15 protein-coding genes are annotated in these 15310 nt (G+C 55.4%); 4 read left to right on the top strand and 11 right to left on the bottom strand.

The features are described 5' to 3' along the window. Positions 1-136: 136 nt before the first annotated feature. Positions 137-640, bottom strand: a complete 504-nt coding sequence (locus tag Q2B33_RS02995; protein ID WP_296457318.1) for an SEC-C metal-binding domain-containing protein — start codon at positions 638-640, stop codon at positions 137-139. A 486-nt stretch (positions 641-1126) separates the two neighbouring features. On the opposite strand from Q2B33_RS02995, the gene Q2B33_RS03000 reads away from it, so the two are divergent. Further along, positions 1127-1474, top strand: a complete 348-nt coding sequence (locus Q2B33_RS03000) for a hypothetical protein (protein ID WP_300568800.1) — start codon at positions 1127-1129, stop codon at positions 1472-1474. Positions 1475-1637: 163 nt separating this feature from the next. Here the strand turns inward: Q2B33_RS03000 and Q2B33_RS03005 are convergent, their stop codons facing one another. The 4 genes from Q2B33_RS03005 to Q2B33_RS03020 all read right to left on the bottom strand — a co-directional run bounded on the left by Q2B33_RS03005 (position 1638) and on the right by Q2B33_RS03020 (position 5786). Then, on the bottom strand, positions 1638-2246 hold the full coding sequence (locus Q2B33_RS03005) for an HAD family phosphatase (RefSeq protein ID WP_300568803.1): 609 nt from the start codon (positions 2244-2246) through the stop codon (positions 1638-1640). A gap of 63 nt (positions 2247-2309) precedes the next feature. Further along, entirely contained in the window at positions 2310-3200 is an 891-nt protein-coding gene (locus Q2B33_RS03010; RefSeq protein WP_300568806.1) for a LysR family transcriptional regulator, read from the bottom strand. Between the two features lie 8 nt (positions 3201-3208). Beyond that, positions 3209-4501 (bottom strand): adenylosuccinate synthase, encoded by a 1293-nt coding sequence (locus Q2B33_RS03015; RefSeq protein ID WP_300568809.1) that lies wholly within the window; start codon positions 4499-4501, stop codon positions 3209-3211. Between the two features lie 169 nt (positions 4502-4670). Beyond that, on the bottom strand, positions 4671-5786 hold the full coding sequence (locus Q2B33_RS03020) for an FAD:protein FMN transferase (protein WP_300568812.1): 1116 nt from the start codon (positions 5784-5786) through the stop codon (positions 4671-4673). Between the two features lie 83 nt (positions 5787-5869). Between Q2B33_RS03020 and Q2B33_RS03025 the strand changes: the two genes are divergently transcribed. Together Q2B33_RS03025 and Q2B33_RS03030 are read left to right on the top strand one after the other, a co-directional pair. Continuing rightward, complete coding sequence (locus Q2B33_RS03025) at positions 5870-6274, top strand: NusG domain II-containing protein (RefSeq protein ID WP_296457298.1); 405 nt, start codon at positions 5870-5872, stop codon at positions 6272-6274. Positions 6275-6345: 71 nt separating this feature from the next. Beyond that, positions 6346-6864 (top strand): Gx transporter family protein, encoded by a 519-nt coding sequence (locus Q2B33_RS03030; protein WP_300568816.1) that lies wholly within the window; start codon positions 6346-6348, stop codon positions 6862-6864. 6 nt (positions 6865-6870) lie between these two features. Here Q2B33_RS03030 and Q2B33_RS03035 read toward each other — a convergent pair whose 3' ends face one another. The 6 genes from Q2B33_RS03035 to Q2B33_RS03060 form a co-directional block, all read right to left on the bottom strand. Continuing rightward, positions 6871-8586: an ABC transporter ATP-binding protein gene (locus tag Q2B33_RS03035; protein ID WP_300568819.1), complete on the bottom strand. Its 1716-nt coding sequence runs from the start codon at positions 8584-8586 to the stop codon at positions 6871-6873. A gap of 234 nt (positions 8587-8820) precedes the next feature. Continuing rightward, on the bottom strand, positions 8821-9675 hold the full coding sequence (folK, locus tag Q2B33_RS03040) for a 2-amino-4-hydroxy-6-hydroxymethyldihydropteridine diphosphokinase (RefSeq protein WP_300568822.1): 855 nt from the start codon (positions 9673-9675) through the stop codon (positions 8821-8823). A 151-nt stretch (positions 9676-9826) separates the two neighbouring features. Further along, positions 9827-10699: a dihydropteroate synthase gene (gene folP / locus Q2B33_RS03045; RefSeq protein ID WP_300568825.1), complete on the bottom strand. Its 873-nt coding sequence runs from the start codon at positions 10697-10699 to the stop codon at positions 9827-9829. 80 nt (positions 10700-10779) lie between these two features. Continuing rightward, positions 10780-11523 (bottom strand): hypothetical protein, encoded by a 744-nt coding sequence (locus tag Q2B33_RS03050; RefSeq protein ID WP_300568828.1) that lies wholly within the window; start codon positions 11521-11523, stop codon positions 10780-10782. 13 nt (positions 11524-11536) lie between these two features. Beyond that, positions 11537-12628: a DUF3696 domain-containing protein gene (locus tag Q2B33_RS03055; RefSeq protein ID WP_300568831.1), complete on the bottom strand. Its 1092-nt coding sequence runs from the start codon at positions 12626-12628 to the stop codon at positions 11537-11539. Then, on the bottom strand, positions 12622-14082 hold the full coding sequence (locus tag Q2B33_RS03060; protein WP_300568860.1) for a DUF262 domain-containing protein: 1461 nt from the start codon (positions 14080-14082) through the stop codon (positions 12622-12624). Before Q2B33_RS03060 ends, Q2B33_RS03055 begins: the two co-directional genes overlap by 7 nt. Positions 14083-14456: 374 nt before the next feature. Here Q2B33_RS03060 and Q2B33_RS03065 point away from each other — a divergent pair, with 374 nt between their 5' ends. Continuing rightward, positions 14457-14894 (top strand): hypothetical protein, encoded by a 438-nt coding sequence (locus tag Q2B33_RS03065; protein WP_296457279.1) that lies wholly within the window; start codon positions 14457-14459, stop codon positions 14892-14894. The last annotated feature ends 416 nt before the right edge of the window (positions 14895-15310 follow it).

The following is a 15310-nucleotide window of genomic DNA, read 5'->3' on the forward strand; positions in this document are numbered from 1 at the left end:
CGATCAGATACCCCAATGTCTTCACCATGGTATCCGGAATCACCAGGGCCACCACCCCCAGCACGATATACAGGGCCGCGGTCAGAAGCGTCTCCCACTTCAACTGTTTCAAGAGTTTCCTCATAACGGCCCCCTCTTATTTCCTGCCGCAGCACTTTTTATACTTCTTGCCGCTTCCGCAGGGGCAGGGATCGTTGGGGTAGACCTTCGCCTCCTTCACGATTGTGGTGGAGGATTTCTGCTCCTTGTAGAGGGCCTTCCTGGTGTCCTCGTCAAAGATGTCGTTCCACTCCTCCAGGTTGTAGAGCCAGTCGGCCTCCGCCGCCACCATGTTCTTGTACAGCAGCGCCTTCTCGAAGCCCAGGTTCACCTGGGTGTCCTCCTCCATCTCCTCGATTGGGTTAGGCTCCTTCAAGCTGTCGTTGATGCCGTCCAGGAAGCCCGTCATGGTCTTGATGGACACCTGGTATTTATCCGCCAGCTCCTTCACGGTGCCCCGCACCACTTCATCGGGATTCTTCAGAAGCTGGGCATAGATTTCCTTCTCTTCCTGAAAATATGCGGCCCAGAGCTTCTGGAGCTTGTCCTGTCCCGCTGTCTCGTTATATGCCTCTTCTCTCCATTTTTCCAATAATGCCATATCTACCACCTTTTTCAATCCCACCGGCCTTGCCGCCGGCTGTATTTTTGCCGGGCGACCCAAACAGTACGCCACATGTATCAGTATATAACAGATTCCCCTTTTAGACAATAAAAAAATTTTCAAAAATTTCCCTTCCGGTGTATAAACGGCGGATTCAGGGTTAGACTATTGAATGTCAAGGAACCCCCTCCTTTGATCATACCAAAGATAAAATAATACTTAGGCTCCGCCCTGCGGTGACTTACGTCGGCAAGACGGAGCCTGAATCCTCCCCTTAATCGGGGGGCGGCCGAGGCCGTCTCCCAAGAAAGACCCCGGGCTTCGCGCAGGTGCAGGCCCGGGGTTTTTGCGTTCCGGGAGGACTTAAACCTCCCATGGGCCCGCGCCCTGTTGCCAACCGGGGCCAAACATGCTACAATCAAGGAAAACTTGCAGAAACGAGGAAGCATGAAAGAATCTATGGAAAAAACTACGGAAAAAACTTTGGAACAAGCGAAAAAAGAAAGCCCGAAAAGAAAAAGGAGTTCACGGAACTCCCGGCAGATCGTCGCCATGGTCGGCGTGGTGCTGCTGGTGCTCCTGTATGTCGCCACGCTGGTCACAGCTATCGCAGACAGCTCCCAGTCCGCGAAATGGTTCCGGATCTGCCTGTTCGCCACCTTCGCCCTGCCTCTGGTCATCTGGATCTACTCCTGGATGCACGGCAGGCTCACTGGAAAATCCGCCATCGGAGACCCGGAGGCCCCGAATCCGGCCCAGGCCCCTGCGAATCCGAAGGAACCCCAGGCCGCAGGCTCCGAGGGAAATCCGCCCCATACCGGCAATCCGTAGGCTCCGCGCCGCTGACGCCCCCAGGCCGCAGACCGCAGGCGCCGGGGGAAATCCGCCCCATACCGACAATCCGCAGGCTCCGGGGAAGCGCTTTCCTGCATGGGCAGGCCGCAGGCTCTGGATTCCGGGAAGCAAGCCCTCAAAGCCCGGCGCGCGCCGCTCGTCAGGGTTCAGCCGCCACCAGTCCCCGCAGTTCTTCCTCCGCCTGCTCTTTGGTCCGGAAGCAGATGCCGTGAATCCCCAGCCTTTCCGCCGCCTCCACATTCATAGCCGTGTCGTCCAGGAACACGCTCTCCTGGGCCTCCAGGGAATACCTGGAGAGCAGCCGCCTGTAGATCTCCGGGTCCGGCTTCACCAGCTTCTCCCGATAGGACAGGATGCCGCCGTCCGTATAGGGCAGGAAATCCAGGGCGTCCGCGCAGTCCTCATAGGCCTTTTCCGAGAAATTAGACAGATAGTACACCCGATACCCCTTTTCCCTCAGCTCCTGGATCCAGGGGATGGCATACGCCCGCTTCGTCACCATTCCGGTGATGTTGCCGTAAGCCCTGCGCAGCTCCTCCTCAATCTCCGGATCCTGACGGATGAAGGCCTGCATCAGTTCCTCCATGCTCCAGACGCCCCTGTCGATTTCGTTCCAGACAGTGGACTGGACGGAAGCCTTGGCGATGCGCTTCACCATGGCCTCATCGAAGCCCTTGTCCTCCAGGAACTCCTTCCATCTGAAATCCGTCAACACATTACCGATATCAAATATAATATTCCGAATCATCCTGCTCTCTCCTATTCCGATACTGCCATGGCCCCCGGGCTTTCCCGGCCCCGCCTCCTGGGGTCACGAATCCGTCCCCATAATGTCCAGAAGCTTCCCGGCCGCCGCCCCAAGGGGGGATTTCCGGCTGGTGACCACGCAGAACTCCCTTTTGGGTATCATTTTATTGAACCTCAGCTCGAACAAACGCCCGGACTCCAGGGCTTCCGTGGCAAAGTCCCTGACCACGCAGCCTATCCCCAGATTACGCAGGGCGAACTGGACGATCATATCGCTGGTGGACAGCTCGAACTCCGGCTGCACGGCCACACCGTTCTCCGCCAGGTAGGCGTCCATGTAGGCCCTGGTGCTGGTGCTCCCCTCCAGGAAGATAAGGGGCAGTTTCTCCAGCTCCTGGAGATCCAGCATCTTGTTTTTATAGGAAGTGAACCTGCGCCCAGCCACGAATACGTCTTCAATCTCCCGCACAGGCTCCGCGCGGATGTCCCCCTCCCTGGGGAAAGGGGTGCTCACCACGCCGAAGTCGATCGTCCCGGCCCGCAGGAGCTTCAATGTCTCCGGCGTAGGCGCATTTGCCACCATGACCTTGATGCCGGGATGCCTCTCATGGAACTCCTCCAGAAAGGGCAGCAGATAAAAGCGCAGGGTCATGTCGCTGGCCCCGATGTGCACCTCCCCCAGCTCCAGGTTCAGCATCTTCCGCACCTTTTCCACGCCCCGCTCTATCTCCTCGTACCCTTTCTCCACATAGGAGTACAGGATCTGTCCCTCCCCTGTGAGGCGCACGCCCCTGGAGGCCCGCTGGAACAGGGTCACCCCCAGGCTCTTCTCCAGGGCTTTCAAGGACTGGCTTACCGCGGGCTGCGACAGGGAGAGCTCATTGGCCGCCCCCGTGACGCTTCCCAGCTTCGCGGTATAATAGAACACCTTGAAATATTCCAGATTTCCGACCATGGCTCCCCTTACCGCGCCAAGGGCGACTCTCTGTAGATGATGTCCTCCCTGCCCGGCCCGTTGCTGACCATGGTGATGGGATAGCCGATCCTCTCCTCTATGAACTCAATGTATTTCCGGCAATTTTCCGGCAGTTCTTCGTACTTCCGGATGCCCCTGATCTCACATTTCCACCCGGGCAGCTTCTCGAACACAGGCTTTGCCTTGGAGAGCCTGCTGGTCACAGGAAAGTCCGTGGTGACCTCTCCGTCAATCTCATAGCCCACGCACACGGGAATCTCGTCCAAATAGCCCAGCACGTCCAGCACTGTGAAGGCCACGTCCGTAGTGCCCTGCATGCGGCATCCGTACCTGGAGGCCACACAGTCGAACCATCCCACCCGCCTGGGCCGTCCGGTGGTGGCGCCGTACTCTCCGCCGTCTCCGCCCCTGCGGCGCAGCTCCTCCGCCTCGTCGCCGAACAGCTCGGACACAAAGGCCCCCGCGCCCACCGCGGAAGAATATGCCTTGCAGACCGTCACGATCTGTCCGATCTCATAGGGGGGCAGCCCTGCCCCAATCGCGCCGAAGGCCGCCAGGGTGGAGGAGGAAGTCACCATGGGATAGATGCCGTGATCCGGATCCTTCAGGGTGCCAAGCTGCCCCTCCAGCAGCACCGTCTTGCCCTCCTTCAGGGCCTTGTCCAGGAACACGGATACATCGCACACGAAAGGCGCCACCATGTCCCTGTATCCGTGGAGGGTCTCCAGCAGCTCCTCCGGTTTGATTACAGGCTTGTGGTACAGGTGCTCGAAAAGCACATTCTTCAGCTCGCAGACCCGCTGCGTCTTCTCCCTCAGAATCTCCTCGTCGAAAAGCTCGCTTACCTGGAAGCCGATCTTGGCATATTTATCGGAATAGAAAGGCGCGATGCCGGATTTGGTGGAGCCGAAGGACTTCCCGCCCAGCCTTTCCTCCTCGTACTGGTCCAACAGAATGTGGTAGGGCATGACAATCTGCGCCCGATCCGACACCAGCAGCTTCGGGCTGGGGACGCTGCGCTCCACCAGAGACCGGATCTCCTTAAACAGCAGCGGGATGTTCAGCGCCACGCCGTTGCCTATGATATTCGTGACATGGCTGTAGAACACGCCGGACGGAAGGGTGTGCAGCGCAAATTTCCCGTAATCGTTCACGATGGTGTGCCCCGCGTTGGCGCCGCCCTGAAACCGTACTACAATATCGGCTTCCTGCGCCATCATGTCCGTAATCTTACCTTTTCCCTCATCGCCCCAGTTGGCCCCTACGATTGCCTTGACCATAATTTTCCTCCATTCCCTGCCCCTGGCGGCAGGATGTCATGAAAATAGAATCCCTGCAAAACCGGATTCTATCATCTTCTTTTACTATACTATTATACTATATTCTGTATCATAAGTAAAATCAATAAATATTATAGTTACCATAAGTACACATTATTTTATACAAATTTCACTGTTCCGTGAAACACTGCTCCATCCCCTCCGACATCACGATTTCTCCGTCCGCCATGACGAACAGCGCCTCCGCCCCATACTGCCCGGCCAGATCCATCCCTTTCTCCGGCCCCAGGATATAGCAGGCCGTGGACAGGCCGTCGCAGAGCAGACCGTCCTTCATGAGGATCGTCACGCCCCGCACATCGCTGACTGCCGGGGCTCCGGTCTCCGGATCCAGGATGTGATGATAGCGCACCCCATCCGCCTCCACGTACCGCTCGTAATCCCCGGAGGTGGATATGCACCACTGCCCCTCCAGGGTCAGGATGCCGATGCTGCCCGAGGTGTCAAAGGGATCCACGATGCCCACCCGCCAGGGGGCGCCCTCCGGCTTGCTGCCGCAGGTCAATATGCTGCCGCCCAGGGATATCACTGCCCCCGTCACTTCCGGCCGGTCTGCCAGCAGGGCCAGCGTCTTCTCCATGGCAAGGCCCTTGCCCACGGCTCCCAGGTCAAGCCCCATGCCCTCCGGCATATAAAGGCGCATTCCCCCGTCCCCGGCAGCGCCCTCCTCTGCAAGCCGCAGCCTGCCGCTCCCGCAGCGCTCCAGCGCCTGAGCCAGAAGCTCCTCCGAGGGCGGGCTGAAGTCTCCCGATGCCTCTCCTGCAGCCCACTGGTCGATGTTCCACAGCCGCGTCACCGCCCCCAGTGTCACGTCAAAGGCCCCTTCCGAGCGCTCCCACAGCTCCAGGCAGTCCGAAAGCAGCGCCGAAAGCTCCCCCGAAAGCAGGAAGCCCTGAGCGCTGCCTGCGGACTCGTTGGCGCGGCATACCTCTGAGGTGTCCAGCCGCCAGGAGATTTCCTCCCGCTCCAGCCCTGCCAGCAGCTCCATAGTCTGCCCGGAGAACGTCTCCGCCGCCTCCTGGCGCTCCGCATAGACCGTCATCTGCACCACCGTGCCCATGGCGGTGTCCGCGTACTGCCATGGCCCTGCGCTGTCCCCATGCCCGCCATCTCCCTCCCGCGCGCCGGGCTGCGCCGCCGTCCCCGCTCCCATGTCCGCGCAGCCGCAGCACAGGAGAGCCGCCACCGTGAGGGCAGATGCCAATGTCCTAAAAAAATGCTTCATTTTCCCATTCCTTTTTGCTATACTGTTTGGGGAGGACGCATCCTGCGCACCTCCACATTGAATCCACAGAAAGGCCAAGTCGCGTGAAAGAGAATACATCCTGGCGAAAGCCCGCGGCCGTCATTACGGCATTCCTTCTGCTCCTGTCCGCGGCCAGCCTCCTCTATCTGCTCTCCGATAAGAGCGGGGCCGATTATGCCGCAGACATCTTCCAGGACGGAATATTGATAAAAAGCATATATTTAAGCGATGTCTCCGAGACGTACACTTTCACCGTACAGGGTGAGAACGGCTGCGTCAATGAGATTGAAGCCCGTACCGGCAGCATCGCCATCATCTCCGCGGACTGCCCGGACTTAATCTGCGTCCACCAGGGCTTCATCAGCGACGCGAAGCTGCCCATCACCTGTCTGCCCAACCGGCTGGTGATCCGGCTGCGGCCTGTGTCCGATTCTCCGGGGGCGGCGCCGGATGCCGTCGCCTATTGATTCCGGTGAATCCCTTTGGCAGGCCGCAGCCCGCCGGACCTCCCCCAGGCCTCCACAGAAAGGAAGAACATATGTCCGTCAGAAAGACTGCCCTTTTAGCCCTCTTCACCACCCTGTCCCTGGCCGTCTACGCCATCGAGAGCGCCATCCCGCCCCTGGTGCCCGTTCCGGGCATCAAGCTGGGCCTGGCCAATATCGTCACTTTGCTGCTGCTGCGGAGCTTCCGCGCCAGGGACGCTGTCCTCGTGCTGGTTTCCAGGATACTGCTGTCCTCTCTCCTCTTCGGGCAGGCCCTGTCCCTGCTCTACAGCCTGGCCGGAGGGCTGTGCAGCCTCTGCGCCATGGCGCTGGTGATGCGCATCCTGCAAAAGAGGCTCATCTTCCTCACGGGGGCCATGGGCGGGCTGGCCCATAACCTGGGCCAGTTAGCCATGGCTTTCGCCGTCACCCGCACCCCGGGCGTGCTGGCCTATCTGCCCTTCCTGATCATCGGCGGGATCCTCACAGGGCTTTTCACAGGGCTCTGCGCCGGATTCGCCGGAAAGTTCCTCGGGCCTTTCCTCTCAGATTTCCCCTCAGATATCCCATAAAACGCGTCAGTCCCCATGGCCTCTCTCTTTCTCTTTCCTGTATAGCTGCGCGAAATAGCTGTTGCCCGCCAGCAGCTCCTCAAAAGTCCCGCTTCCCACTATCCTTCCCTCTTTGAATACGAATATGTGGTCGAATCCTCTGATGGAGGACAGGCGGTGGGCGATGGAGATCACCGTGGCGTCCTTTGCCTGCTCCAGGACATTCTTCATGACGATGCTTTCCGTCACATTGTCCAGCGCCGACGTGGCCTCGTCCAGCACGACGATCTCCGGACGGTCGAGCAGGAGCCTGGCCAAAGCCAGCCGCTGCTTTTCCCCGCCGGACAGGCAGGCCCCTTTCTCCCCGATCCTGGTATCCATTCCCTTGTCCAGGGATGAAAGCAATGGCAGGAGCTGTACCCGCTCCATGGCTGCGCGCATGTCCTCATCCGGCACTTCCCTGTCGAAAACCAGATTTTCCCGGATCGTCCCGTCAAACACAGGCGTATCCTGGGACAGATAGGAGGCTTTCCCATACAGGGATTCCAGGGAGAGATTCCGCAGCGGCTCGCCGTCATAAAGGATATCGCCCTCCTCATATTTCAGCAGCCCCACCAGCGCCTTGGCAAGCGTAGACTTTCCGGAGCCGGACTCGCCCACGAACGCCACCTTCTCGCCCTTCCTGACAATGAGGCTCACGGAATCCACTGCTCTCCTGCCCTCTCCCGGAGCCCCTCCGTAGGAAAGGGACAGCTCCTCCACTCGGATTTCTCTTGCCAGGGTATCAAAGGCAGCGCCCTCCGAAAGCTGTACGTCCTCCTTCAGATCCAGCACCTCCGCGAACCGGTGCCACGCCGTCAGGTTCAGCTTGTACTGGACGTAAATCACATTGAAGATGGCTATGGGCACATAGGCATTGTCGATCAGCGCGATCAGTGCCACCACGGCTCCCACAGTCAGATGGCCCCCTTTCCAGGCGTAGACCAGGATTCCGATGTCCAGGCAGGCCACCAGCAGGGCGAATATGGTGAAAAAGGCCTCATGTATCATGGACATCTTCACCTTTGCCGCCACGATGGTCCGCTTGGCCCCCAGCGCTTTCCTCACCTCCCCCGGGAACTGGCGCTTCATCCGGAAAAGAGGCATCTCCATGAAGCCCCGCACCAGGAAATGGTTCAGCTCCTCCTCGTTGGTCAGTATCCTTTCCTTTATCTGGTAGAGCCCCCTCAGCAGCAGGTTGGTCACGATGAATACGATCACATACCCGGCCAGCAGGAAGCAGGTTATCTTCGGGTCTATCTTCCAGATGAAGAACAGGCTGAACAGAATCGTCGGCACCAGGTTCCTCACCACCTCGAACCAGAAGTCGTAGAGGACTCCCTTTCCGGCCTTGGCCCCGTTCTCGATCTGCTGTATCAGCTTCCCCGTCCCCAGCTTCTGGTATTCGGCGTAATCCATCCTCCCAATCTTCTGTAAGGCCAGCAGCTTGAAATCCAGGTAGATGTCATTGTCCAGCTTTACCGTGGGGTACACGTCCACATAGTTCATCCCAAAGGTCACAAAGAGAACCCCGCCGTAAAACAGAATCCCGTAAAAAGTTATGGTCCGGTCTGTCAGCCCGTCTACGATTCTCTGAAAACAGTCGGCCTTATAATTCGACATGAAGGCGTTGAACAGTCCGATTGTCAGATATGCAACGACCCATTTCCTGTTCTTTTTTAATACATCTTTTATGTAGCGCATAACTGTACTCCTTTTCTCATGTTTGAGCTTCCGCTTGAAGCATACTGTCGAAACATCCGATTAGAGAAACAGCACAGTTGCGACTGCCAGCAGGTTCCTTTCTCCTCAGCACAATCTGCCAACAGTTTCCGTCAACTGTGCTGAGTGGTTATCTCGGCCATAGTCCCGCATGTGTTTCATGAGTGGAATCACCTCCCTTCCCATCGTCCTCCCGTTTTTTCCTTGCCGCGGCGTTCAGCCGCCCTCTTTCCCTGTCCTTTCCTCCAGCTCCCGCAGAAGCCCCGTCATCGTCCTGCCGCTTACGGGATGTCGGAAACAGGGCGCGATCTCCGCCATGGGCTTCAGGACGAAGTCCCTGTTCTCCAGATCCACATGGGGAATCGCCAGATCCTCGCTCTCATAGCATATCCTGTCGTAGAACAGGATGTCCAGATCCAGCGTCCTGGGGCCCCAGCGCACCGTCCGCTCCCTGCCTTCCGCATTCTCCACCTGGTGAAGGGCCTCCAGCAGCTCCTCCGGCTCCAGAAGCGTCTCGATCTCCAGCGCGCCGTTGAGGAAATCCTCCTGCTCCACCCCGCCGTAGGGCCTGGTGACGATCATCTCGGACACCCTTTTCAGCACAATCAGGGGATGCACCTTCAGGGCAAGGATGCCGCTCAGGATATGGCTCTTCCTGTCCCCCAAGTTGGAGCCCACGGCGATGTATGCCCTGTGCCAGCCTCTGCGCACCTTCACGGACACATTGCCGAAGGGCAGCCGGATGGGCGCGTGGGGCTTCTGGATCTCCAGCTCCAGGGCGGCGAGGGCCCCAAACTCCAAAAGCAGCGCCTGGCTCAGCCGCTGCGCCACCGCCTCCAGCAGCAGGCAGGTGTTCTCCTGCATCCAGTCCGTGATGAAATGGCATACCGTCCCGTAATTTACGGTGCGCTCCAGGGCGTCCTCGCTCCCCGCCCGGCGCACGTCTGTATACAATACCGCATTTACGTAAAAATACTGACCGTTCTTCGTCTCCTCCTGGTACACGCCGTGGTGGGCGAAGACCTCAAGCCCCTCTATCCGTATCTCATCCTTTGCCCATTCAGAATACATGTCCTCTCCTGTCCTCCCCCGTTTTTCCCTGCGGCAGGGGTCCCCGCGCCCTATTTGATGCCCCTCCGAAATCCGCCACGCCTCGGCAGAAAGCCTTCCCCGCACCCGGTGCGGCGAAGAATCCCCCCGCCGGAGCGCTGCTCTTAGCCGCTCAGCCCTGCGCCCGGGGCCAGATCGCCTCCGCCATCCGCACCGCCCTGACATTCTCCTTCACATCATGCACCCTGACGAACATGGCCCCCTGCAGGACTCCGGCCACAGTGGTCACCAATGTCCCCTCCACCCTCTGATCCGCGGGCAGGTCCAAAGTCAGGCCGATCACAGACTTCCGGCTGCAGCCCAAAAGCAGTGGGCAGCCCAAAGCCCCCAGCGTGTCCATGCGGCGGATGATCTCCAGGTTCTGCTCACAGCTCTTGGCGAAGCCCACCCCCGGGTCCAGGACGATCTTCTCCCGGGGAATGCCCGCCTCTGCCGCCAGCCTCAGGGTCCCCTCCAGGTCCTTCACCACGTCACTTACGAAATCCCGGTAATCCGTATCTCTTCTATTGTGCATCAGGCAGCAGGGCAGGCCGCTGGCCGCAATGACCTGCGCCATTGTGTTCCCCTGTTCTCTGCCTGCCCCATTCTCCGGCACGTCCGTCCCATTGTCGGTCCCGCCGTCATATTTCAGGCCCCAGACATCGTTAATCAGATCCGCTCCCGCCCCGATTCCCGCCGATGCCACCCGGGACTTGTAAGTATCCAGGGACACAGGCACGTCAAAAGCGGCCTTCACCGCCTCTATCACGGGAACCACCCTTGCAATCTCCTCTTCCTCCGGCACGAACGTGTGGCCGGGGCGGGTGGACTCCCCTCCGATGTCGATGATGTCCGCCCCCTCCTCCAGCATCTCCTCCACATGCCGCAGGGCTCTGTCCCTGTCGTTCCACTTCCCTCCGTCCGAGAAGGAATCCGGGGTCACGTTCAGGATTCCCATCACATATGTATGTCCTTTGGTCAGAAATTCCCTGTTTCCAATCTTCAAGCTTTTGTCCGCCTTTCCTTTATCCAAAATTCAATCTTTCAATTCCTAATCTGTTTAAGATTCAGTCTGTATCATATCTTTCATTTACGCGGGAACTCTTTGTCCAGCAGACATTTAATGTCATCCCCCAGATCCTCAGCTCTATATCCATGGTAATCTATGTCTCTTTCCTTTTGAAACGCATAATAATGACCGTTTTTCTTCGCATATAATCTCCCTTTGATTTCAATCGCTTTATTCAGCAAATCCTGTGCTTCTTCCTCATGTAAATCCATCCTGCTCCCGACTTTTCCTTTTCCGTAAAGGTTTTCTCTGTCAAATTTATGCTTTTTATCATTTGCAATGTATCTTCTAAGGCCTAATTCATTTCTATAATAGTCAATATGCTCCTCTTTAGACAGATTCCTCAGAGTAATCTCTTCTCCCGCAATGATTCCTTTTACCGCTGGCCCTTCAAACAGGGAATTCGACAGCAGGCTTACCATCATATTATCTATAGCATATATACATACAAACGATTCTTTATCGTCTATCCGAAAAGGCTGTCCTTCTTCTGAGCAATAAGTTCCCTGATTTGTCAGCAAGCCAAGCAAAAATGTCCTCTCCTCCCTCGTCTGAAAATCCTGCAGCAATTGTATCAATTTAAAGTCAGGACTTATTTCCCTCTGTGTATCAATGACTCCTGTTCTTATTTCGTGGACATTTGTCACTTCTTCTCTCTTTATCCGCTTACAGATATCAAGAAACTTGTGGACATATTCTATTGCGATTTGCTTTGTGGCAAACGGATATTGGAATGAAACATCATTGATTACGGCTGTCATTTTATCACCTGCCCTACAACAAATCCAAAAGCGCATTGTCCCATTCGTCAAAAAAACCTTTCGGCCACTCGCTTAACCGTCCGTGTTCATCCAACATGGGACATACCGTTTTATGCCTGTAGTCGTCATCAGTGTCTTTATAAAAATAGAAAAATCGAGTGTCTTTCGGTTCCAGCCTTCCCTTTTTAGCGGCAACGCGAATTCCATTCATCACATGGTCGCTGTGCGTCTCGAGAAGGACCTGAACGCCCCCTGCTGCCGCTGCCGCCAACAGCTCTCCCAGCATCCGTTGGCCCCTTGGATGAATATGTGCTTCCGGATTTTCAAGCAGGATGATGTCTCCCGGCTTTGCGGATATCAGGGTGACTACTACCGGAAGGACATAGGTAATCCCAAATCCCACATTGATGCTCTTATATGAATTGGTTTTTTCTCTTCCTTCAATATACTCATATTTCAACTCCGCCGTTCTGGACGATGTGTTGATTGTGATTACCGGAGATACGCCCGGCGAAATCAAATCCATCCATTCCTTTACCTGATCCGCTATCGTCTTTTTGTTGCCGATGAGAACCGAATTATTCGCTACCTCATCTCCGCCATGTAGCTTTAAATACTGGATGGAGAACTCTCCGTTTTTAGCAAAATACCGCTGGGAAACTTCTTTTTCATTTTCGATGTGATAAAGAAGCAGCGGTTCAATCCGATATGCCGAAAGGTAATATAAACTATCTTCCCACGCCGAATATGGACTTTTATTTTCTTTTTTATCCATGCTTTTCAGAGGCAGAACATCCGTTTCGGGCTGGTACTCGAAAAGATATCGTTCCTCCGTATCTTCCGTCCAGACCCCAATACCAATTTCATCTCTCTCTGCCTTTTCAAACAAAATATCCTGCCCGACACCAAGATTTACATATTTCCCCTTTAACGACAAACCCTGCTGGAGCAAAATACTGTTTCGGGATTGTCCCAAAAGCAGGATGCTCTGCAGAACCGTTGACTTTCCCATGCCGTTTAGGCCTGTCAGGATATTTAAAGTAGAGAAGCTCAGCTTTATTTCATTGAAACATTTAAAGTTTTCAAGAACCAATCCTTTCAGCATAAAAACTCCTTTACAAATTTCCGGCACCTCTCTACCCGGTTCTTCAGCGAATATTGATCGCCGGACTTTAATGAAGTCGCAAAGTCAGCATCCACAAGAATTTCCCCGAATCCAGTCAAGAACTTGTCTTTGTTCTCCCTTATTTTTTCCAATTGTCCGTCATGCAATTCACCGAAGCAGATTGCCCATATCTCAAAAATAGCCTTGTTGATCGGCCCTCTCCGAAAATCCTTGTTATACTTTCTGAAAGCGTATTTTCCGAAAATGTCTGTACAGCCCTTCATCACGCGCACAAACCGCTCTGTGACCCGCATGATGTCCTGTTCATTAAAATTGTTCGCCTTTTTCAGCCCCTTTATCAGGAAGTTATCAATATTTCCCTTATATTCGCTTTTATAATCCAATTCCGTAAAGGAAAGGAATCGCAGTGCATATTCGCGATCCAGCATCCGGTCCGATTTTACCGCGAACTGCGTCGCCTCCCGGAATTCCTTCCGTTCCGCCAGCTCCTTGATCAAATCTGTCCCTTTTCCCGAGTAAAGAGCCTGTCTGATTTCCTGATTGTTTAGTTGAATCCCTCCCGTATTGATTCTCTGGAAAATATTAAATACAACCTCGTCCGGAGTCCCCTGTATAACGGTATATGCAACGATGGAGGACTCTTTTATTCTCCTGATGTACTGCCTTGGCAAGTCGTCAAAGGTTTTTCCGTTGAAATCTGTCAGATACTGCATCCCCTTAAATCTGCTCTTTTTCCTTGCGCCGTCTTCCTGTCCATTTCCCACCAGATAATTTTGAAAGGCGGTAAGGCGCTGCAGGCCGTCTATCACAATCCACTCATCTTCTTTAGACGCGTCAAAGTAAAATGCCGGAAGCGGTATTTTCAGCATCAATGATTCAATCAGCCGGCTCTGCTTTTCCTCATCCCATAGTCCGCCATGCCTCTGAAAAGCCGGCGTCAAATCGAATTCCCTGTTTTCTAAACGATCCATGATATTTGACACGCTGGTCGGAACCTGGGTGATATTCACATCGGAAGGAATAAATTTATCAGGTTCATCCAAATCTGCTTTATACCCCTCGTCCATATCCAGGGGAAGAATCCTTACTCCCTGTTCCTGCAGATGATGAAGTGCTTCATTTAGTAAGTCTTCACTAACTCCGACATTACTTTTTATAATATCCTGAACAATGAACAAACTAATCTCGTTGTCGTTTGCCTGAGCAAAATTCATGATTTCTTCTATACGGTCTGATATAGTTTGTATGTTCTTCATTCTCCTATTTGCACCCTGCTTTCCATATACTATGCCCCCGGCATTTCCGGGCAATACCCGTACCGCATAAAAATCCGCCTCTCCCCGCCAAAGATGTATCATCCGGACACGCCTAGAATTATACCATGGAAGGGCAAATAAATCCATCCCCCACCCACAGGAAATCATGATGCCCATGCCGTACACAGGGAAATTCCGCGGTTTTCCGGGCCTATATGGCGGATTCTGCCCCCAAAATGCGAAGAATTCGCCAATATTTTATAGGCATAGTGCACATTTATGTTCCGCCGCTTCCTCCGCCATCCGTCAAAAAGCTTCCTCCAATCCAGAACAGGGCTTAATTTTGATGGCCATAAAACCCGGGCGTGGCGAGAAATTCGGCATCCTGGCACTTGATATATCCACCCGATAGTGAGTATAATGGGACAATACAGGGGGGATACATAAGCGCACTGCCCTTGGTTCTTCGGGTAGGCATTGAGACAGGTGGCTACGGCAGGGCATGTACCTGGCTGCCGTTAGACATAGATCAATAAAAGGAGAGAATAATTATGAAAAAGAGAATCGTAACAACAATTATCGCAACTGCAATGGCGCTTGCCATGACCGCCTGCGGCGGCAATCCCAGCGGCGGAGAATCCTCCGCGGAAAGCAGCACAGAGAGCACCGTGGAGTCCTCCGTAGAGTCCTCTGAGCCTGTTGAGTCCGAGGAATCCACTGAGTCCACAAGTTCCGAAGAGGCTCCCGAGTCCTCTGACGCCACTGGCTCTGAAGAAGCTCCTGAGTCCTCTGACGCCGCCGGCTCCGAAGAGGCTCCTGAGTCCTCTGATGCCACTGGCTCTGAAGAAGCTCCTGAGTCCTCTGACGCCGCCGGCTCCGAAGAGGCTCCTGAGTCCTCTGATGCCGCCGACTCCGAGGAGGGCGCTGGTTCCGAAGAGAATCCCGAGTCCGAAGAGGGCGCTGACTCTGAAGAATCCTCTGAGTCCTAATCTATAACGGGATTCGGCATATGCAGGCCTGAAAAGATTTCCGGGAAGGACGTAAAAGTCCTTCCCGGAAATTTTTTCTCCTCTGCGGCAATGGCCCCAGGCCAGGAGACCCGCACAGGCAGGCGCGCGGAGGTCAGGGGCCATGGGCTGCCCTTCAACGTCCTGCCGGTTCGGCCCGGACATTCCGCGCAGGGCAGTCCGTCCAGCGGACGAGGGCTGCGCTTACACGCATACAGCCTGCCAGACCCGGCAGAAGCGGCATCGCATCGCAGCCCACGCCGCCAACCGTCCGCTACATCCGCAGCATCCGGAAGAACCGCTCCTGCAGCGCCCCGTCCTCCCGGAACACCCCTCTGGCCGCCACAGTGACAGTCTTGCTGCCTGGCTTCTTCACCCCCCGCATGGTCATGCACATA

This window comes from uncultured Acetatifactor sp. (assembly GCF_948601915.1).
GTDB lineage: Bacteria > Bacillota > Clostridia > Lachnospirales > Lachnospiraceae > Acetatifactor.

Coding starts and splice junctions, on each gene's coding strand:
- Q2B33_RS02995 (WP_296457318.1), bottom strand. CDS start 640: ATGGCATTATTGGAAAAATGGAGAGAAGAGGCATATAACGAGACAGCG.
- Q2B33_RS03005 (WP_300568803.1), bottom strand. CDS start 2,246: ATGATTCGGAATATTATATTTGATATCGGTAATGTGTTGACGGATTTC.
- Q2B33_RS03010 (WP_300568806.1), bottom strand. CDS start 3,200: ATGGTCGGAAATCTGGAATATTTCAAGGTGTTCTATTATACCGCGAAG.
- Q2B33_RS03015 (WP_300568809.1), bottom strand. CDS start 4,501: ATGGTCAAGGCAATCGTAGGGGCCAACTGGGGCGATGAGGGAAAAGGT.
- Q2B33_RS03020 (WP_300568812.1), bottom strand. CDS start 5,786: ATGAAGCATTTTTTTAGGACATTGGCATCTGCCCTCACGGTGGCGGCT.
- Q2B33_RS03030 (WP_300568816.1), top strand. CDS start 6,346: ATGTCCGTCAGAAAGACTGCCCTTTTAGCCCTCTTCACCACCCTGTCC.
- Q2B33_RS03035 (WP_300568819.1), bottom strand. CDS start 8,586: ATGCGCTACATAAAAGATGTATTAAAAAAGAACAGGAAATGGGTCGTT.
- folK (WP_300568822.1), bottom strand. CDS start 9,675: ATGTATTCTGAATGGGCAAAGGATGAGATACGGATAGAGGGGCTTGAG.
- Q2B33_RS03050 (WP_300568828.1), bottom strand. CDS start 11,523: ATGACAGCCGTAATCAATGATGTTTCATTCCAATATCCGTTTGCCACA.
- Q2B33_RS03055 (WP_300568831.1), bottom strand. CDS start 12,628: ATGCTGAAAGGATTGGTTCTTGAAAACTTTAAATGTTTCAATGAAATA.
- Q2B33_RS03060 (WP_300568860.1), bottom strand. CDS start 14,082: ATGGGCATCATGATTTCCTGTGGGTGGGGGATGGATTTATTTGCCCTT.
- Q2B33_RS03065 (WP_296457279.1), top strand. CDS start 14,457: ATGAAAAAGAGAATCGTAACAACAATTATCGCAACTGCAATGGCGCTT.